This window comes from Bacillus sp. FSL K6-2865, from assembly GCF_040311405.1.
In the GTDB taxonomy this organism is placed as follows: domain Bacteria; phylum Bacillota; class Bacilli; order Bacillales; family Bacillaceae; genus Bacillus; species Bacillus velezensis.
Genome location: NZ_CP152036.1, coordinates 1708476 through 1728837, shown reverse-complemented (window position 1 = coordinate 1728837; position 20362 = coordinate 1708476). Strand labels below are relative to the sequence as shown.

The 20362-nt window shown below is 46.1% G+C and carries 16 protein-coding genes; all 16 read right to left on the bottom strand.

All coding sequences use genetic code 11. The features are described from left to right. Window positions 1-15 precede the first annotated feature (15 nt). The 16 genes from rny to NYE42_RS08520 all read right to left on the bottom strand — a co-directional run bounded on the left by rny (window position 16) and on the right by NYE42_RS08520 (window position 20258). On the bottom strand, window positions 16-1575 hold the full coding sequence (rny, locus tag NYE42_RS08595) for a ribonuclease Y (protein WP_003154140.1): 1560 nt from the start codon (window positions 1573-1575) through the stop codon (window positions 16-18). A gap of 292 nt (window positions 1576-1867) precedes the next feature. Continuing rightward, on the bottom strand, window positions 1868-3049 hold the full coding sequence (locus NYE42_RS08590; protein ID WP_352426896.1) for a serine hydrolase domain-containing protein: 1182 nt from the start codon (window positions 3047-3049) through the stop codon (window positions 1868-1870). A gap of 166 nt (window positions 3050-3215) precedes the next feature. Further along, the gene (gene recA, locus NYE42_RS08585) at window positions 3216-4259 is read right to left on the bottom strand and encodes a recombinase RecA (protein WP_060675476.1); all 1044 of its coding nucleotides are present in this window, start codon (window positions 4257-4259) and stop codon (window positions 3216-3218) included. Window positions 4260-4429: 170 nt separating this feature from the next. Next, a complete protein-coding gene (locus NYE42_RS08580; RefSeq protein WP_015417497.1) occupies window positions 4430-5680 on the bottom strand; it encodes a competence/damage-inducible protein A in 1251 nt (416 codons plus the stop codon). 17 nt (window positions 5681-5697) lie between these two features. Next, window positions 5698-6279 (bottom strand): CDP-diacylglycerol--glycerol-3-phosphate 3-phosphatidyltransferase, encoded by a 582-nt coding sequence (pgsA, locus tag NYE42_RS08575; protein WP_352426895.1) that lies wholly within the window; start codon window positions 6277-6279, stop codon window positions 5698-5700. 73 nt (window positions 6280-6352) lie between these two features. Then, window positions 6353-7252, bottom strand: a complete 900-nt coding sequence (locus NYE42_RS08570) for a RodZ domain-containing protein (RefSeq protein WP_144664688.1) — start codon at window positions 7250-7252, stop codon at window positions 6353-6355. A gap of 18 nt (window positions 7253-7270) precedes the next feature. After that, window positions 7271-8062, bottom strand: coding sequence for a YmfK family protein (locus NYE42_RS08565; RefSeq protein ID WP_003154149.1), 792 nt, complete (start codon window positions 8060-8062; stop codon window positions 7271-7273). A gap of 127 nt (window positions 8063-8189) precedes the next feature. Further along, window positions 8190-8447 (bottom strand): DUF3243 domain-containing protein, encoded by a 258-nt coding sequence (locus NYE42_RS08560; protein WP_144664689.1) that lies wholly within the window; start codon window positions 8445-8447, stop codon window positions 8190-8192. Between the two features lie 75 nt (window positions 8448-8522). Further along, window positions 8523-9251: an SDR family oxidoreductase gene (locus tag NYE42_RS08555; RefSeq protein WP_342497364.1), complete on the bottom strand. Its 729-nt coding sequence runs from the start codon at window positions 9249-9251 to the stop codon at window positions 8523-8525. Window positions 9252-9310: 59 nt separating this feature from the next. Further along, window positions 9311-10597, bottom strand: coding sequence for a pitrilysin family protein (locus NYE42_RS08550; protein WP_144664691.1), 1287 nt, complete (start codon window positions 10595-10597; stop codon window positions 9311-9313). Next, on the bottom strand, window positions 10594-11874 hold the full coding sequence (locus NYE42_RS08545) for a pitrilysin family protein (protein WP_015417495.1): 1281 nt from the start codon (window positions 11872-11874) through the stop codon (window positions 10594-10596). Before NYE42_RS08545 ends, NYE42_RS08550 begins: the two co-directional genes overlap by 4 nt. A 151-nt stretch (window positions 11875-12025) precedes the next feature. Further along, the gene (locus NYE42_RS08540) at window positions 12026-15145 is read right to left on the bottom strand and encodes an MMPL family transporter (protein ID WP_352426894.1); all 3120 of its coding nucleotides are present in this window, start codon (window positions 15143-15145) and stop codon (window positions 12026-12028) included. Continuing rightward, on the bottom strand, window positions 15145-15600 hold the full coding sequence (locus NYE42_RS08535) for a MarR family transcriptional regulator (protein ID WP_003154157.1): 456 nt from the start codon (window positions 15598-15600) through the stop codon (window positions 15145-15147). Before NYE42_RS08535 ends, NYE42_RS08540 begins: the two co-directional genes overlap by 1 nt. 106 nt (window positions 15601-15706) lie before the next feature. After that, window positions 15707-16936, bottom strand: a complete 1230-nt coding sequence (locus tag NYE42_RS08530; protein ID WP_007409814.1) for an MFS transporter — start codon at window positions 16934-16936, stop codon at window positions 15707-15709. A gap of 111 nt (window positions 16937-17047) precedes the next feature. Beyond that, the gene (locus tag NYE42_RS08525) at window positions 17048-17773 is read right to left on the bottom strand and encodes a GntR family transcriptional regulator (RefSeq protein WP_007409813.1); all 726 of its coding nucleotides are present in this window, start codon (window positions 17771-17773) and stop codon (window positions 17048-17050) included. A gap of 124 nt (window positions 17774-17897) precedes the next feature. Further along, window positions 17898-20258: a DNA translocase FtsK gene (locus NYE42_RS08520; RefSeq protein ID WP_029973456.1), complete on the bottom strand. Its 2361-nt coding sequence runs from the start codon at window positions 20256-20258 to the stop codon at window positions 17898-17900. Window positions 20259-20362: the final 104 nt, after the last annotated feature.

Here is a 20362-nt window from a genome sequence, read left to right as displayed (position 1 = left end):
GCGCTAAGCATCACTTTATTTTGCATACTCTACGGCTCGAGTTTCTCTGATTACGGTCACTTTAATGTGGCCCGGATAATCAAGCTCGTCCTCAATTCGTTTACGGATATCACGTGCCAAACGATGGGCTTCTAAATCATTAATGGAGTCCGGCTTCACCATGATGCGAACTTCACGGCCGGCCTGAATCGCAAATGATTTTTCAACACCTTCGTAAGACTCGGAGATTTCTTCAAGCTTTTCAAGTCTGCGGATATAGTTTTCGAGCGTTTCACTTCTCGCGCCCGGTCTTGCGGCTGACAGTGCATCAGCGGCAGCGACCAGAACGGCGATAATGGAAGTCGGCTCTTCGTCTCCGTGGTGTGACGCAATACTGTTAATGACGACTGGATGCTCTTTATATTTGGTCGCAAGCTCCACTCCGATTTCCACGTGGCTTCCTTCCACTTCATGGTCAATTGCTTTTCCGATGTCATGCAAAAGACCGGCCCGCTTGGCAAGCTTTGCATCTTCTCCAAGCTCGGAAGCCATTAAACCTGCTAAAAACGCAACTTCCATAGAATGTTTCAGTACGTTCTGCCCGTAGCTTGTACGGAATTTCAACCGGCCGAGGATCTTGATCAGATCCGGGTGGAGTCCGTGAACGCCGACTTCAAACGTCGTCTGCTCACCCATTTCCCGGATATAGTCATCTACCTCACGGCGGGATTTTTCAACCATTTCTTCAATGCGCGCCGGGTGAATACGGCCATCCTGAACGAGTTTATCAAGAGCGATTCTTGCCGTCTCCCGTCTGATCGGATCAAATCCGGAAAGAATGACTGCTTCAGGTGTGTCATCAATAATCAGGTCAATACCTGTAAGCGTTTCAAGCGTACGAATGTTACGCCCTTCACGCCCGATGATACGTCCTTTCATCTCATCATTCGGAAGATTGACGACCGATACCGTCGTTTCGGCAACATGATCTGCTGCACAGCGCTGCAAAGCAAGCGACAGAATGTTTTTCGCCTTTTTATCTGCCTCTTCTTTCGCACGGTTTTCGGTTTCTTTTGTCATGATGGCGATGTCATGTGAAAGCTCATTTTCAACCCGGTCAAGAATGATTTGTTTCGCTTCATCCCGTGTCAGGCTCGAAATGCGTTCGAGTTCTGACTGCTGCATACGAATCATCTCATCCACTTTGCTTTCCATCTCTTCAATATGTTGTTGTCGTTCATTCAGAGAATGATCTTTCTTCTCCAACATCGCTTCCCGTTTATCAATTCCTTCATGTTTACGGTCAAGATTTTCTTCTTTTTGAAGTAAACGGTTTTCTTGTTTTTGAAGCTCATTTCGTCTTTCACGAACTTCCTGTTCAGCATCTATTCGAAGTGTATGGATTTCGTCCTTTGCTTCAAGCAGAGCTTCTTTTTTCAGTGCTTCAGCATCACGCTTTGCATCTTCAAGGATTTGCTCGGCAGCACCGCGTGCGCCCGCAATCTTTGCTTCGGCAATGGTTTTACGAACATAGTAGCCAACAACTAAACCGAGCAGAGTCAGCAAAATGGAGATGAGAACCGTCATTGGGGTCATACTTTCACCTCCTCTTGCTATGAACTTGGTTTTTGCTTAAATAAGTGCCGGCATGTACATTGTCTGATTTTCTCAACATACAGAACCTTCACAGGGAATGAGTCTCTCATGCCCTTGTCAAGTTTAAATGGTTTAACAATCATGTTAAAAAAACAAATGTTACAACTTCATTGTAATTGTGTCGGAAATACTTGTCAAGCTTGCCAGCTTAACGATTCGCCTTCAGCTCGGATCGTCGCCCATGTATATATCATACCATACCTTCATCCGCTTTTCGTGAATGACGGCTCTGTCAGTCCGCCTGGTTAAGCAATTGGTAAATTCTATTGTTTACCTGTCCTAATTTGGCGTTATTCTGAATGTTTGACAGTAATATGACATATTTGCTTGCCGAATGGCTGAAGCTGTTCAAAATGTTGTAACCGGGCATAACACCGTGATTGGAATAGCTTCCCGGATCAATGTAAAACCCCATGCCGTAAGCGGCACTGCTTCCTGCTGTAAACATTTTTGTGAAACCTTCTTTTGAAAGGAGCGTGCCGTTTACGATCGCTTTATCAAATTTATAGAGATCTTCAGCGCTCATATACATGTCGCCCGCCCCGTACAGCTGCGATAAGTCCAAAAGGTGCGGCGTTACAAGACTGCCGCTCTCATCGACTTTGTAGCCGACGGCAGGATATTTGGCTTTGGCAAATGTTTTGTAAAATCCGGCATGCTTCATTCCGGCCGGTTTGAACACGTGTTCTTTTATATATTGTTCATAAGACTCCCCGCTGACCTGAGATACGATATAAGCAAGCACTGAATAGTTGGAATCCCTGTAATCCCAAACCCCGGGCTGCCGTTTAATTCCGCGGTATTCTATATCCTTGATTAAATCAATTGGAGAAATCGGTCCCTGTCCCTCAATATGCCCGTTTATGCCGGACGTATGATTGAGCAGGTTTTTCAATGTAATGCGCGTGCCGTTAGGAAAATTCGGCAAGTATGTACTGACGGGGTCACTCGTCTGCAGCAGCCCTTTTTCTTCAAGCTGCAGGACAGCCGTCGCGATTAACGCTTTTTGTGAAGAACCGATATAATATGATGTCTCCGGATTGTTTTTAATTTTTTGTTTTCGGTCCGCATAGCCAAAGCCTTTTTTCAGCACAACTTTTCCATCTTTTACGATCATTGCCGTGCCGCTGAACCCGATCTGTTGCAAGTAATTGCTGATCTGTTTATTGTGATCGATTGATTTAGGTGTTTTCTCTTTTTGCGTCTTTTCTTTTTTCTGTTGAGTCTGGTCTTTTGAAGTATCAGATTGAGCGGCGGGAGCGTTTTTAACGGATTCCTTCTCCCGGTGATGCGCCGTGACGGTCCAGATCATAATAAAAACAGTGACAAGCAGCAGAAAAAGAAACAGCCCTCCCGTTTTCATCAGCTTCTTCTTTCTTTTTTTGTTAATTCTTGTGCGGCGGGGGCTCGTCATCTTTTTTCCTCCTCAGATATAATTTCAACTTTCGCCATGATGTTAGACGAGTGAAGGGTGAAAAAAGTTGTAACATTTCAGATAAAATTTTCCGAAACAGCCAGTGTTTTTTTAAACACACAAAAAAAGAGCGGAAATTGCTTATTCCGCCCTTTTGATCGTGCTTTTATTCTTCTAATTCCATCTCTTCCTGAACTTCTTCCGCTTTGTCCGTTACACCGTTATTGTCTAAACCGTAATGTTCACGGATTTGTTCCTGAATCATCAGCATGATGTCTTTATTTTCTTTTAAGAACTGCTTGGCGTTTTCACGGCCCTGACCGAGGCGTTCTTCTTCATAAGAATACCACGAACCGCTTTTTTGCACGATATCCAGTTCAGTTCCAAGGTCGATGATTTCCCCTTCTTTGGAGATTCCTTCACCGTACATAATGTCCACTTCAGCCGTACGGAACGGAGGAGCGACTTTGTTTTTTACGACTTTAATTCTCGTTTTATTCCCCATCACGTCGTTGCCCTGCTTTAATTGCTCGGCACGGCGCACTTCAAGGCGCACGGAAGAATAGAATTTCAGCGCGCGGCCGCCCGGTGTCGTCTCCGGATTTCCGAACATAACGCCGACTTTTTCACGAATCTGGTTAATAAAGATTGCGATTGTTTTAGATTTATTGATGGCGCCGGAAAGCTTACGGAGCGCCTGAGACATGAGACGCGCCTGTAAACCGACGTGTGAATCACCCATGTCACCTTCAATTTCAGCTTTTGGAACAAGCGCCGCAACAGAGTCAACGACTACGATATCAACAGCTCCGCTTCGCACCAGCGCTTCAGCAATCTCTAGCGCCTGCTCTCCCGTATCCGGCTGAGAAAGCAGAAGCTCTTCGATATTGACACCGAGCTTTTGCGCGTAAACAGGATCAAGAGCATGCTCAGCATCAATAAATGCTGCCTGTCCGCCTTTTTCCTGAACCTCAGCGATTGCGTGAAGCGCTACAGTCGTTTTACCTGAGCTTTCAGGTCCGTATACTTCAATAATCCGTCCGCGCGGGTATCCGCCTATTCCGAGAGCGGTATCAAGTGCAAGGGAACCGCTTGGCACCGTTGAAATTCTTGTATCCGTTTTTTCTCCGAGCTTCATGATGGAACCTTTGCCGAATTGTTTTTCTATTTGCTTAAGAGCCATATCTAAGGCTGCCTGACGATCACTCATTTATTTTTTCCTCCTTTATCTTGCCACTACATATACTATACCTTGTTTACTGGCATTTGCCAAGAAAAAAGCGAACGCATATTCGGATTTTTTCCGCGTTCGCTTTTCTGCAAAAGAGCATAATTTCCCTTGTAAAACTTAAAAATCAGAGAAAACGCCTCTTTAAAACTTTATTTTTGATCCAGCATTTTCAAAATGAGATGGCAGCCGTATTTAGCGGCGCGCTTTCTGATTCCGGTTCTTGAGCCGGCAAAGTTAAATTCGTGCACCTCTTCTTTTCCTTCCGCCGCAATGCCGATGAAGACGCGGCCCGGCGCATGCCCTTCCTGCGGGTCGGGACCCGCCACCCCGGTAAAGCTGATGCCGATATCGCTTCCGGTCAGCTTTCTCACACCGGCTGCAAGCTCTTTCGCACACTCTTTGCTGACCGCTCCGCTTTCTGCGAGCGTCTCAGCTTTCACGCCGAGCACATGCTGTTTCACGCTGTCGGAATAACAGACAACGCCCCCTGCAAATAGTTGAGACGCACCGCTTAAATCAGTCACCCACTCTGAAAACAGGCCGCCTGTAAAGCTTTCGGCAGAAGAAATCGTAATTCCGTTTTGTCTGCATGCTTTTGAAAGCTCCTTCACCAGAGACGTATCATCATATCCGTAGAAAAATTCACCGACACGTTCTAAAATGGCGGCTTCCGTTTCTTTTAAAAGCCGTTCTGTTTCTTTTTCGTCCGCATGTTTCGCCGTTAAACGCAGCGTGACCTCTCCGTCAGCAGCGAGCGGCGCAATCGTCGGGTTCGTCTGCGCATCAATAATATCTTCTAAATCAGCTTCAAGCTGGGATTCACCGATTCCGAAAAACCGCAGCACGGTTGAAACGATTTTCTCATTAGAACCGAGCCTTTTAAGAAGCAGCGGCTTCGCTTCATTTTCAAACATCGGACGCAGCTCGCTCGGCGGCCCGGGAAGCAGCATATAAAGCCTTGAGCCGTGCTCTGCAAGCATTCCAGGCGCCATGCCGAAATGATTCGCCAAAACGTCTGAGCCCTCAATGACGAGCGCCTGTTTGCGGTTATTCGGCGACATGGTCCGTTTTGTTTTCGCGAAATATTCTTCGATCGACCGGAATGCTTCGTCATTCAGAACGAGCGGACGCCCCAGTGTGTTTGCAATGGTTTCTTTCGTCAAATCGTCCTTGGTCGGTCCGAGGCCGCCTGAAAAAATAATCAGGTCTGAGCGCTCTTCGGCAATGCGGATGACTTGCTTAAGCCGCTCCGGATTGTCACCGACAGCGGTATGATAAAACACGTTTACACCGATTTCCGCCAGCTCTTTACTGATAAACTGCGCGTTCGTATTGGCGATCTGGCCGAGCAGAAGCTCCGAGCCGACTGCAATGATTTCTGCTTTTTTTGCTATTTCCATCTTTAAGTCCTTCTTTCTTAGTTAGATGTTTTTAACGCAACCCAGTTCTTCGCAAAATAATCCCAGCCGGAAATGACTGTGAAGAGCACGGCCACCCATAAAGCGATATCGCCGAACGGGAAAGAAACGAGCTCAAACGGAAGATTATGCAGCAAAAGCGCGGCAACAGCGATGATCTGAGCCCATGTTTTAATTTTCCCCAGCATATTGGCGGCTACAACTTCCCCCGTTCCCGCCAGCACAAGTCTTAATCCCGTTACGGCAAATTCGCGGCTGATGATGATGATGACCATCCACGCCGGCGCAAGATCAAACTGCACAAGCGTAATTAATGCCGCGGACACCAGCAGTTTGTCAGCCAGCGGATCTAAAAATTTCCCGAAGTTTGTCACGAGGTTCAGTTTTCTGGCGTAGTAGCCATCCACCCAGTCAGTCGTTGATGCGATAATGAACAAAACAGCTCCCGTAAGATGCGCGACCGGAATCGATTCATCCCCTATATGAACACTGCCCCACTGAAAAGGAACAAGCATGATAATCATAAATACAGGAATTAAAGCGATTCTTGCCAGTGTGATTTTATTCGGTAAGTTAAACATAAAGCCCCTCCAATATATGTACTCGGACGTGAAGAAAAAGTCATCTTAATCGTTCAGATGACTTTTTCCCCTTTTATTTTTTCATCTTGATTGTGATGGTCTGCGCCATCACATCATGCGGATTGAGTTCATAGGACAGAACCTCTCCGTTGATTTTAATTTTCAGGTTAGGGGCATAGCCCGTGCGGATTTCAATCTGCTTTTGATCCGTGACGTCTTTTTTAAAGGTTTCGCCTTTTTGCAGCGTTCCTTCTTTTAAAGAACCGCCGCTGTCATCACGGACGCGGATCCATGCGCTGTCAGAAGCAATCAGTTCAAGCTTATACTTATCTGTCCCGGAGACGTTGTATGAAGAAGCCGAGCCTTCCGTTCCGGCCGCTTTGATCTCTGTCTTTTCACTGCTTTTTTCTTTCTTTTTCTGCTCTGACGCTTTTGTGTCCTTTTTGTCTTTCTTGCTGTCAGATTGCGCTTCGTCATTTGTATTGCCGTCGTTTTTCAGCGCAGAATCCTTAGGAATCTCATACTTGCTCTCACTTTGGGTGACGGCTTTATCTCCGTCTGTCTGCCCGGATTTGCTCATTCCGAGCTGAATAATCGCATAAATGATCGCGATGACGATAATGACACCGATGACGACAAGGACGGTCGGAAGCCATTCCGCCGCCTTTGAAGCGGACTTAGGAAGCTCCCTTTGCATGGCGAGACCGGAGATTTTTTCCGACACATCGTCATGGTACGTGTTAGGGATGTCTTTTTTATATTCTTCAAATAACTGATCTGAATCAAGCCCGACAGCTTCAGCGTATTGCTTGATAAACGCCCGCACATAAAAATTGCCGGGAATGACGTCATAATTGCCTTCTTCCAGAGCGGTTAAGTATCTTTTCTGAATTTTCGTCGCCGCCTGGAGTTCATCCAACGACATCCCTTTTTCCTCTCTGGCTTCTTTAAGCCGGATTGCTAATTCTGTCACAACAAACACCTTCCAATATTAAAAATCAAAGCTTGAAAAACCGGTCTGATCAAACATTTGCGGTTCTTCTGCATGTTCATATGTAATGACTTCGTCAGGATCATTTCTGAGTTCGATAATATAATCGAAATCATCGAGCGTATACTCCGAATTTTGAACAAAAATATCAGGGTGCTCCACGACCTTTGTCGCCGGAAGCCGCATAATTTCACTGACGAGCTGAAGATGGCGCTCAGATCCCCGTCTTGTCGAAACGATGCCGTCGAGGATAAACACGTTTTCCGTGCTGTATTCATCGGCAACCAGTTGGCTCCGGATCGTTTGTTTTAGCAGCGTTGATGATACGAAAAGCCATCTTTTGCTGGCACAAACGCTTGACGCAACGATGGACTCCGTTTTCCCGACCCTCGGCATTCCCCGGATTCCGATCAGTTTGTGCCCTTCTTTTTTAAACAGCTCGGCCATAAAGTCAACCAGAAGACCGAGCTCGTCCCTTTCAAAACGGAAGGTTTTTTTGTCATCGGCATCACGCTGAATGTATCTTCCGTGGCGGACTGCGAGACGGTCGCGAAGCCTCGGTTCTCTCAGCTTCGTTACTTTAATGGTCTCCATTGTTTTTAAAATTGATTCCAATCGTTTAATTTGATCTATATGCCGGCATCTGAGCAGCATTCCCCTTCTGGAAAGGTCGACACCGTTAATTGTGACAATATTAATTGACAGCATCCCGAGAAGAGATGAAATATCCCCGAGCAGGCCGGGGCGGTTCACTTGAATTTCATATTCAAAATACCATTCGAGCTTTGCCAAATGATATACCCCCTCCATTGTGGCAAATTTTTACCTTCCTTTATCATAAAACATTTTTCTCTAATTAGAAAGAAGAATGTTGCTCTATAGAGGAAAACATAAAAAAAGAGAGGAGAAATCCCCCCTCTTAATGAGTGCTGTTATTTTCAACAAGCTTCACCATCATATTTGCGATGGCGCGCTGTTCATCTTCAGAAGCAACACTCCAAAGATCAGCAAGCACTTTTTCCTGATGGTTTTTCGAGTCGACTTCGTTCGCAAGGTAGCCGCCGATTTCTGTAGCGAGGTCAGTGATCGTATCATCACTCATCCCTTTTTCCTGCGCATAGTTCAATCTGTCGCCAAGGAAATTCTTCCAATTATCCCAGTTTTCTAATACTGACATGTTGGGTTCCTCCATTTCATCTGTTGTTACAAAATTATTTTGTCCGTACAGATGCAAACTATACACACATTTTTTTCAGCAGTGCCAGCCGCCGTTTACGGATAATATATGCCCCGTAATATAGGAAGCCTTGTCCGATAATAAAAAGGCCGCCGCTTCGGCGATTTCCTCCGGCTTTGCCAGCCGGCCCGCGGGAATTTCCTCTGTCAACGCTTCTTTTTCATCAGACGTGAACTGATCAAGCATATTTGTATCAACGGCACCCGGCGAGACTGCATTCACGCGGACGCCGCTCGGAGCGAGCTCTTTGGCAAGCGCTTTGACGAACGAATGCTGCGCTCCTTTGACCATGCTGTATAATACCTCGCACGATGCGCCTGTTTCTCCCCAGACGGAACCGATCGCGACGATGCCCCCGCTTTTTTTCCGGATCATGCCGGGCACCAGATTACGCGCCAAAAGAAACGGACTCGTCACATGCAGCTGCACCATCTCCCGCGCCGTGTCATCCATAACGTCCGTAATCAGGCCGAAATGACTTTTGCCGCTGTTTAATATCAGAGCGTCCACAGGCTGCTTAACGGAACGGCTGAGTGTCTCCGCGCCATCCGGTGAGGACAGATCCGCCTGAATAACGGAGGTTTTTACGCCGAATGATGCGCTCAGCCTTTCCGCAAGCTTGTGTGCGGCTTCCTTATTAGAATGATAATGCAAAAGGACGTCATATCCGTTTTTTGCGAGGACTTCACTTATACTTTGTCCGATTCCGCCGCTTGCTCCGGTTACGAGCGCTGTCTGTTTCATCAATCAATACTCCTTCTTTCCCCAGAAAAACATCCCTCAGGGCGTGAGGGATGTTTTTGTTATGATTTTGGCACGACTTTGCAGACTGTCAGCCTGTCTTCTGATATTTCTTCTTTAATGACCCGCTTTACGTCTTCCAGCGTAATCTGCTCCAGTACGGTTACGACATCAAACAGACTCATATCTAAAAAGGCGTAGCGTGTGAATTGGTTGGCGATATATTCAGGCGAATTGAGCGCTTTTAAGAATGACCCGATCTTCTTTTTTCTCGCAAGATCAAGTTTTTCCGCAGTCACGGCTGATTCTGCATCAAGCAGCATGTGTTTTAATTCGTCAGCGAGCTTATCCGGCTCCGGTGTATCTCCTCCGACAGAGGCAAAACCGAATCCGTATTCAGCCGTGTAATCAAAGCTGAAAGTTTCATCAATGTAGCCTTTGTCGTACAAGTCACCGTAATGCGGTGAGCTTTTTCCGAAGAGACATTCAAGCATGAGGTTCATGCTGAGCTCATGCTTCAACAGCTCCTGCCCCGTTTTATAAGGGTCTTTCGCCTTTAAACCGACAAGACATTTTGAGCCTTGCACGTTCATTTTTAATTCCTGCTCCCGGCGGAAAACCGCTTCCTGCTCCTGAACTTCTTCACGTTTGATTTCAGGCTGGTCTGTAAACGGCTTTTTCTCCTGGTTTTCCCGCACCTGGCTGATGACCGCTTCAGGATCTGCGGGACCGACGATAAAGAGCAGCATATTGCTCGGGTGATAAAACGTTTCGTAGCACTCATACAGCAGATCTTTCGTAATATGTGAGATGCTCTCCACCGTTCCGGCAATGTCAATTTTCACGGGGTGGTCTTTATACATATTTTCGATAAGGCCGAAAAACAGCCGCCAATCCGGATTATCATCATACATATTGATTTCCTGGCCGATGATGCCTTTTTCTTTCTCAACTGATTTTTCCGTGAAATACGGGTCCTGAACAAAATCCACGAGTGTTTCCAGGTTTTTCTCCACATTAGAAGTGCTGGAGAACAGATAAGCGGTTCGTGTAAATGATGTAAAGGCATTTGCCGACGCCCCCTGCTTACTGAAGTCCTGAAACACGTCGCCGTCCGCCTTTTCAAACAGTTTATGCTCCAGAAAATGCGCGATTCCGTCAGGAACGTGTACCATTTCTTCCTTATTTAAAGGAACGAATTGATTGTCAATGGAACCGTACTTTGTCGTAAACACAGCGTATGTTTTATTAAAGCCCTGTTTCGGCAGCACATAGACATCAAGGCCGTTTGCCATTTTTTCATGATACAGCGTTTCCTGAAGCTGTTCGAAGTTTATCGGTTTAGTCAAGATGCTCCCCCCGTCCCTTTTAAGAAATAAGTCGTATCCAGCTTAATGTTCTTTCCGACATTGATAATGTCCTCTTTTGTCACTTTCTCGATATTGTCAAGGAATTTTTCGATCGGTATCTCTACTTGGGCTGAGGCCTGCTGATACAGAAATTCCGCTAAGCCGTATGCCGTATCAATGGTTTCTAATACTTGATTTTTAATAACGGCTTTCGTTTGGGCGATATCATCTTCTGAAAAGTCACCGTTTTGCATAGCCTGAAACTGTTCTTCAATGATGGTGACGGCCTGCTTGTAATTTTTCACCTCAATGCCCGACATGACCATCAAAAGCCCTTTGAAGCTTTCCACCCTTGAGGCTGCATAATAGGCGAGGCTCGCTTTTTCACGGACATTTATAAACAGCTTTGAATGAGAGAAACCCCCGAACAGCCCGTTAAACACCTGCAATGCCGGATAATCCGGATCTGTATATGTCGTATTGGTCCGGAATCCGATATTCAGCTTGCCCTGCTTGACGTCCTCTTCATCAATGACTTCCTTCGGATCGGGCTGTTCATTCGCCGCGCTTCTTTCAAAAGGCTGCAGCTCCCGTTCTTCCGTTTTAAAATACGTATCAACGGCCGTTTTCACCTGATCAGTATCAACATCGCCGATGACGTACAGGTCCAGCTGATCTTCGCGTATGGCTTTTTGATAGGCTTCATACAAATCTTGCGGTGTAATGTGTTCAACATCATCGAACTCGCCGTTGACGTGAAGGGCATACGGTTCGCTTTTGCACATTTCCTGAACGAGACGCAGATTAGAATATCTCATCTTATCATCATATACGGCTTGAATCCGCTGTTTCAGCGTCCGTTTTTCCTGCGTGACATAAAGGGGCAGGAAGGCGCCGTTTTCCAAAGCGGGCGAAAAGACAAGCTCTGATAAAAGCTGAAGGCCTTTTTCCAATAACGGTGTGCGGTCCTTCAGATACTTTTCATTAGGAATCTCAAGTCTGAACGTAATGACATGACGTTCTCCCTTTTTTGTCAGATCAGCTGAAACGGATGTGCCGTACAGTTCATCAAAATAAGACCGCAGATCAGCGGTTTTCGGGCGGCTTTCTGTTCCGCGCAGAAGCACATGCGGAAACAGCGCCCTTTTTGTTACGAGCTCTTTCGTTAAAGGAGCCAGCATTTTAAACGTCAGCGAAACGGTTTTAAATTTCTCGGTCTTTACGATGTGGGCGGTGATCCCGCCGTGCTTTGACTTCATTTCATTTACGTAAGTCATGTGAAACCTCCTTCGTTCATTCTTTCATAGTATGTATTATGACCAAATTTCAGCATTCGCAAAAAAGAGTGCGCAGATGTAATTATATCAACTGGAGGATTTATAAGGAAACAAAAAACCTCTGCCCGAAAACAGGCAGAGGCATTGAGCGTTATTTTTTCAAATTGAAAGGCCACCAGTTGGCTCTTCCGAATATTTTCACCATGACCGGTACAAAAAACGGAAGGACGACAATTGCGTACATGAGAAGGCCTGTTAATACCACGGTTGCAATCTGTAATAAGGAAAGAACGCCTGACGGCAGCATGGCCGCAAAGGTTCCCGCTAAAATAATGGCTGCAGAAATGATGACGGAACCCATATTTTTCATACTGCTGATCATTGCGGGTTCCGTTCCTTCTTTTTTAAGCTCATTAAAGCGGTCCATTAAAAAGATGGAATAATCCACGCCTAGAGCCATCAAAATGACAAAGCCGAAGAACGGCACGGCCCAGTTTACGCCCGGATACCCGAAGAAGTGTGTAAAGATGTATTCCGTCACGCCGATGGATGCGAAATACGTCAGTACGAGCGACGCCACTAAATAAACAGGCATAATGAGGGAGCGCAGCATCACGATGAGAATCAGAAAAATTCCCGCCAGCATAAACATGGCCGTCCGTTTGAAGTCTGAATCCGATACTTCCTTCAGATCGGCATTCATGCTGGAGACTCCCGAAACGCCGAAGGAAGCATTCTTCAGATCCGTGTTCGGAATGGCCCTTTTTACGCTCGCTTTGATCGCTTGAATATCTTGAATGGCCGTATTTGAGTAAGGATTGTTATCAAGAACGACGGTCAATTCTGTCGTTTTTCTGTCATCTGACATGTACGTATTAAACACGCTTGTGAAATCACTGTTTGTCAACGCGTCTTTCGGCACAAACCAGCCTGTCATTTCTTTGTCTGACGCCTTGTGAAGCTCACCCAGGTAATCATTCGCCCCCATCATGCCGCTTGATACTTTCTTAAGCCCTTTTACACTGTCGTTAAGGCCGGAAGAAAGTTCGCTGAGCCGGGAAGAAAAATCACCGAGACCGCTCTTCATTTTTTTCTGGCCCTCCGCGAGCTGTCCTGCCGCCGATTCAAGGCGCGGCATTTGTCCTGCGAGAGCTCCCTGTCCGTCTGACACTTGCTGCAGACCGTTTTCAATACTGGTCAGACCGTTGATCATTGCGTTAATTTGAGTGTCAATCTTCTTCTGAGCGGCTGCCAGTCGGGCAAATTGTTTTTCCGCTTGCTGCAGATGAGCCTTTTGACTGTCGACCTGTTTAGAAAAAGCTTCTGCATCCGCGTTTGCCTCGGAAACGGCTGACTGTACACCCGTAAAGGCCGATTTGATTTCTTGGTAAGAGGGATCGGTTTTGACTGACGGTATTGACGCTTCCAATTTTGCAAACGGCAGCCGGGCAAGCTGCTTGTTCAAATCGGCAAGCTGTCTGCTGGCTTCATCTTTCATCGGCAGGACGGTTTTTACCAATTTTAAAGCGTTTTGCGTTTTTGAAGCGAGACCGCTGTTTTGTTTGAGCTGTGAAGTCAGCATTTGTTTTTGCTCTTCAATCCGCTTTCTCATCTGGGCGACGCCGGCTTTATTCTCGTTCACGCCAGCCTGCAGTTTATTCAGGTTTTCTCCTATATCAGAAAGCCCGGATTTCAGAGACAATGTTCCGTCAATAAGCTGATTGACGCTTTTGCCCGACTCTTCGATCTGCGGCTGTGAATCAGCTAACGACTTTGCGGCATGCCCTAATCCGCCCGTGATTTTTTCAAGTCCTGTATTGCCTTTATCAAGCCCTTCTTGAAGCTGCTTTGCCTGATTTGTGACAAATAATTGATTCAATCCGTTTCCAGCGGGGCGCGTGGCGCTTCTGACCGTTTTTACACCCTCTGTTTTTTCAAGTTCTCTGCTGATTTTTTCGATATCAATCAGGTGTTTTTCGGTATTTAATGTCTCATCATTTTTGATGACGACTGTGGCCGGAAGAAGTTCTCCCGGGCCGAATGCGTCTGAAATCGTATGAAACGCGCGGACGGATTCATATTTATCCCCGATTTCGTCAAGACTGTTGTAAGACAGCGACCCTTTGTAAAGAAGGATAGGCGGGACGGTGAATACCGCAACGATTGCAAGACTGATGAGCGGCCTTTTAAATGAAAACCGCCCTGACGTTTCCCATGCTTTGCTTTGAGGATGGGAAATATCGCCCTTAACAGGCCAAAACAGGCTTTTTCCTAAAACAGCCATAAAAAACGGCACGATCGTCATGAGCGCAAGCAGCAGCACCGCGACACCGACCGCAACGGCCGCTGCCGACTGATACAGCTTAAATGTCGCAAATCCGATGCAGGCAAATCCGATCAGCACCGCACCGCCGCTGTACAAAACCGTCTTTCCGGCCGTTTTGTAAGTCACGACGATCGCTTCTCTTATATCAGCGCCATGCGACAGTTCTTCTTTAAATCTGCTGAGAAGCAGAATGCAGTAGTCTGTGCCGATCCCGAACATAATCGCAACCATAAAAATCTGAGTAAAAGTTGAGAGCGGAAAATTCAGCTGATCGACTAAAAATGCGACAATCGACTGGCTGACTAAATAAGATATCAATACTGATAAAAGCGGCACGAACGGAGCGACCACTGACCGAAATACAAGGATCAGCACGATCAGGATAAAAGCGACCGTTATATATTCAGTCTTTTTCAAGCCGTCCTGTGAGCTTTTTAACACATCTTCGTCGATCAGCGATTGGCCTGTAATGCCGTATGATACGCCGTACGGTTTCAGCTCTTTATCAATTTTATTTTTTATTTCGATGATATCGTTTTTGGATGTATCAAGCTGCAGCTGAACGAGCATCGTTTGTCTGTCTTTTGACAGCAGCTGTTTTTTAATGTCGTCATTTTTCTCCCCGAAGTATGAAGTCACCGTTTTTATCTGAAGCGCTTTTTTATGTTCAGACAAAGTGCTGACGGCTTCTTCCAGACGATCTTTTTTGTCTGTCATTAAGCCTTTTTCGTGAAATACGATGACGGAAGAAGAAGACGGTGCATCTGAATCAGACATTTCATCAAGCAATTCATGGGCGTAAGAAGAGGAATATCCGTCCGGTACGGAAATCTGCCCTTTCTCCCGTGTCAATTCAGCCATATCAGGCGCTGTAAGCATAAATATCACCGTTGCGGCGACCCACACCGCGGCGATGATCCAGCGGGCTCGGATAATGTTTTTCATTATGTCTGCTGATCCTCCTCAGTCATCATCAATCGATATAATTTTTCATATGTATTCACGAACATCTCCGCCTCGTCTTCATCAAAATACATAATATATGAACGGACGAGTTCCTCAATCCGCCGCTCAACACGATGAAATACTTCCGTCCCCTTTTCCGTGACATTTAAAAGTATGCTCCGGCGGTCGCTTTGGCTGCGTTCTCTATTGATGTAGCCTTTTTCATACAGGCGGTTCGTCATAGATGTAATGGCGCTTTTATTGACGTGGCACACCGCGGCCAGTTCAATTGATTTGCAATCGGGATTGAGCATAATATAGCGGAGGATGTAATATTGATCCAATGTCAGTTCTTTGTTCACTTTTTCAGCGATAATGCTGTCAATTTTTTTTAAGACGTGCAGGTATACATCGGAATAACGCTGAATCAGCTGCTTTACTTTTTCTTCATGCACCTTTTCCCCCTCCTTCCGATAGTTAATATGTTTAACTATTAAAAAGGATAACGACTTGACGGTATCATGTCAATCTTCAAAATAAAATAAAAAAAGACAGTGCAGATTACACCGTCTTTAATGATTCCTTTTTTTCTTTTGCTTGTGATGAGATATTTAACAGCGCTAAAAATACAGACACAATGCCGCAAAAAGCGGATAAAATAAAAATCAGCCAGCCCGCATTTGACATCAGGGCAGCAAAGATCGGCGGTCCCGCCGCTACTCCGATAAACCGCATGCTGTTATAAAATGAGGTGATGGTTCCCGATTCCTCGTTGTCTACGCCTTCTGTGATGACAGCGTCTAAAGCCGGCAATGCCATTCCGATACCGATACCGCTGACACACAAAAAGATAAATAATAAATAAAAACTGTGATTCCACCATAGGCCGATAAACGACAGTGTCACGGCACTCATTCCGAAAACGATGCAAAATTTCATTTTGCCTTGGTCTTTTCCGATTTTCCTGCCTGCTATATATGAACTGACGGATAGAAATAAAAGCGGGATTGCCAAAAGCGCTCCTTTAGCCACACCGTCAATGCCGTATTTCTTCTCCAGTGAGTCTGATAAATAAAAAAGAACCCCGAACAGCAAAAACATAATCACGCAGCCGATGATAAAAACCGTAAAGAGCCAGCGTCCGTCACGCTTAAATATGCGGCCGACATTTTTCACAAATTCGGAAATAGAAGGCGCTTCTTTTTGTTCCTCCGGCTTTGCCACCAAAAACAATACGAGAAAAAAACTGATGAGCGAAAAAAACGGAATGAACCAAAATGGCATAAACCAAAACCATGCAGCCAAGAGCGAACCGAGAATCGGGCTTATTACTTTCCCGGCAGTGTTAGACGTCTCAATATCGCCGAGCCCCGCGGTAATCCGCTCATCATCCCCTTTGAATAAATCACCGATAAACGGCATCACTACAGGAGCCGCTCCTGCCGAACCGATTCCCTGCAGCACCCGCCCCGCCAAGATAATGGGATAAGGATGCTTGAACGCGGTGGAAGCTATCGCGGCAAGCGCTCCGCCCGCACCGGCTATGAGAAGACAAGGCAGAAGAACCTTTTTTCTTCCGAATTTATCGGACAGATATCCGGCAATCGGAATACAAATAATCGCCACAATCGAATAGACCGTTATAATTAACGATACTTGAAAAGACGATATGGACAGCTTCTTTTCAATCATCGGAAGCACAGGAATCAGCATGGAATTCCCGAGTGTCATCACGAGCGGTACAGAAGCCAGAGCAATGATATTTTTCGTTCCATTTTTCTTCTTACTCAACTTATTCACCCATTCACTATACTTGGTTGTTTCCTGTTTTATTGTGCCTTGCAGAAAACAAAGTATGTACTGAAACGGCAAATAAAAAAACAGACACATGACGCGTCTGTCTTAAAAACGTTTTCTTACAACATGAAAACTGAACTTATCAGCCCGGAAATAATTTAATGAATACAGCACAGGTTCATCATTCTGATTATAGTGGGTTTGCTTCAGCAATAAAAGCGCCGTCTCCGGCTCGCATTCCAAAACCGGTGAAATCGTATCGTGATATCCGATCGGTTCGATATCAGCAACGGCATAGCTGATCACAGATCCGGAGTTTTTTTCCAAAAGATCAAAAATAGACTCCTGTTCATGACAGAAAGAATTCGGCAGAATGTGCATCGGAATCGTATCTAAACAGTAAACGACCGGAGTGCCGCTTGCCGTTCTCACGCGTTCCAAATAAAAAAGCTCCTGCTCAGGCTCAAGCCGGAATCTAGCGATATCTTCATCAGACGGCGTGATGACCTGAGACGACAAAAAAATCGTACCCGGCACCATGTTCGCCTGCTGAATCGTTTTCGTCACGCTGTTGAGCTGTTCAATACCTGAAAGAAACAGCGGTTTTGTATGGACGAAAGTGCCCACACCGTGCCTTCTGATAATCACATGCTCCTCTTCAAGGATACGCAAAGCTTCACGCAGAGTTGCCCGGCTGACACCCATTGATTTTGAAAGCTCAAATTCAGAAGGAAGCTTTTCCTTTTCGGTGTAAATTCCGTTTTGTATATCCTCTTTGATTCGCTCAATCACTTTTAGATACAAGTGACGATTGTCAGCTTTTGTAGACATGTTTCCCCTCCGTAAACCACTTTCATAAATTATTGAACAATTGGGACAACTATATCATGTTTTGATAAAAAAATAAATAGGAATGATTTTGGTGATATCATTTTCAGTGAAAACTCTCTCCTTTTTAAGAAGAGAGCTCATCATATTGTTCCTTAGATAATAGTACTTCCCTCGGTTTGCTTCCTTCATACGGCCCGACGACGCCCCGTTCCTCCATTGCGTCAATCAGACGGGCAGCTCTCGTATATCCGATTCTGAACCGCCTTTGAAGCATGGAGACTGATGCCGTCTGCATGCCGATAATCAAATCGACCGCTTCGTCATAGAGATCATCCGTTACTTCACTGTGTGTTTCCGAAACTTCTTCCGGAATCATCTCTTCTTGATACTGCGCTTTTTGCTGCGTAATGACATGATCAACGACATGCTCAACCTCTTCATCGGATAAGAATGCCCCTTGCACACGCACCGGCTTATTTGCGCCTACAGGCAGAAACAGCATGTCTCCGCGCCCCAGAAGCTTTTCAGCGCCGCCCATGTCTAAAATTGTCCGTGAATCGGTCTGAGATGAGACACTGAAGGCGATTCTTGACGGGATGTTGGCTTTAATAACACCGGTAATAACGTCGACTGAAGGCCGCTGTGTCGCGATAATCAAATGAATTCCCGCCGCCCGCGCCATCTGTGAAAGTCTCGTAATTGAATCTTCCACGTCGGAAGAAGCGACCATCATCAGATCGGCAAGCTCGTCAACGATGACGACGATGTACGGCAGCTCAGGCTGCTTGACTTCTTCTTCGGCATTTGACCGCTTAATATGATCGTTATAGCCTTCTATATTTCTCGTACCCGTATGGGAGAACAGCTCATAGCGGCGCTCCATCTCATTGACGACCTTTTTCAAAGCCTGCGAGGCCTTTTTCGGATCTGTCACGACCGGCGCAAGCAGATGAGGAATGCCGTTATACACATTCAGCTCAACCATTTTCGGGTCAATCATCATCATCTTCACTTCATGCGGTTTGGCCCTCATCAGAATGCTCGTAATAATACCGTTGACACAGACGCTTTTTCCGCTTCCCGTTGCCCCCGCTACGAGCAGGTGGGGCATTTTGTTCAGTTCGGCAAGCACGGCTTCCCCGGAAATATTTCGTCCCAAGCCGATCAGAAGCTTCGCGTCCGGCTTGTCATTGAGCTTGGATTCAAGCACTTCTTTTAACGAAACCATCGCAACTTCAGCATTGGGCACCTCGATGCCGATTGCCGATTTACCCGGAATCGGCGCTTCGATCCGGATATCCTTCGCGGCAAGCGCGAGCGCGAGGTCATCGCTCAGATTCACGATTTTACTGACTTTGACCCCGACGTCCGGATACACCTCATATTTTGTGACCGCCGGACCGAGATGAACCTGCGTCACTTTCGCCTTTACGCCAAAGCTTTGAAAAGTCCGTTCGAGTTTTCTTGCATTCTCGTAAATGTTTTTCTTATCGGTCTGCTGGCCGGTATGTTTCGGGTCAGCCAGTATGTCCAATGAAGGCATTTGATAATCTTTATTTTCAAGCTCTGTAAACGTCATCGGCGGAGCCGCAGCCGTTTCGCCACTGTCTTGAGCGCCGCCGGAAGGCTCATCTTTTACCGCTTGTGCAGCCTCCTGCGTTTTTTCCGGAATCAGCGGTTCGGCGGGCTCTTCCTGACGGTCTGAAAAGCTTGAAATAATCGGCTCTGAATGGATGATCGGCGAAATGATTTCCTCATCCTCTTCCTCCGGTTCAGGCTCTTCTTTTTTCTTTTGAACCCGTTTTTGTTTTTTGCCCGATTTTGTTTTTGTTTTCGGCGAAGACATATTCGTTCTGACCGTCTTCATATCCTCAAGAAATGCCTGCCATTGACCGCGGATAAACCGGCCGACGGGGCTCGTCCACTTTTTGAGCGTTTCCTGCAGTGAACGGCCCGTTACAAGAATCAGCCCCATTAAGATCAGCACGATCGCCATGATCTGTGAACCCGTTGATGCAAATAAAAAGTGGGAAGCTGCAAACAGTACCGCGCCGATCATGCCGCCGCCCAAATCAGGGGAAGCAGCCTGCTGTTTCATGTCAATCATAAACAGCTCCCACGTGTTGCCGATGACACTTGCCGACCGAATCGACCCGTGATGAGACAGATTTTTAAAGAGCTGCACGTGAGACAGCAGCAATATACTGGCGATAATACAGTACAGCCCTGCCTTTCTTCTCGTTAAAAGGCTTGGACTCTTCTTTTTCCAAAACAGCGAAATTCCGAGAAGGAAGAGCGCAATTAAGCATAAAATAAACCACTCTCCGGCAAAAAAACGGAACAAGTACACAAATGTCTGTCCCACAACGCCGAGCTGCAAAACAGCAATAATTGAGATTGCAACACAGAGCAGTCCGCTTAGTTCGTATTTTAGATTGAGCTTACTCTCTTGTTTCTTTTTAGATTTCCGTTTTTTCTTTGCCACACTCATCACCTTACTGCGTTAAAAAATGTAAAATCATACATCATGAAGAAAAGCAGCCTTTTGCCGGCTGCATTTTTCTGTAGGATTCCCCTATTATAGCATAT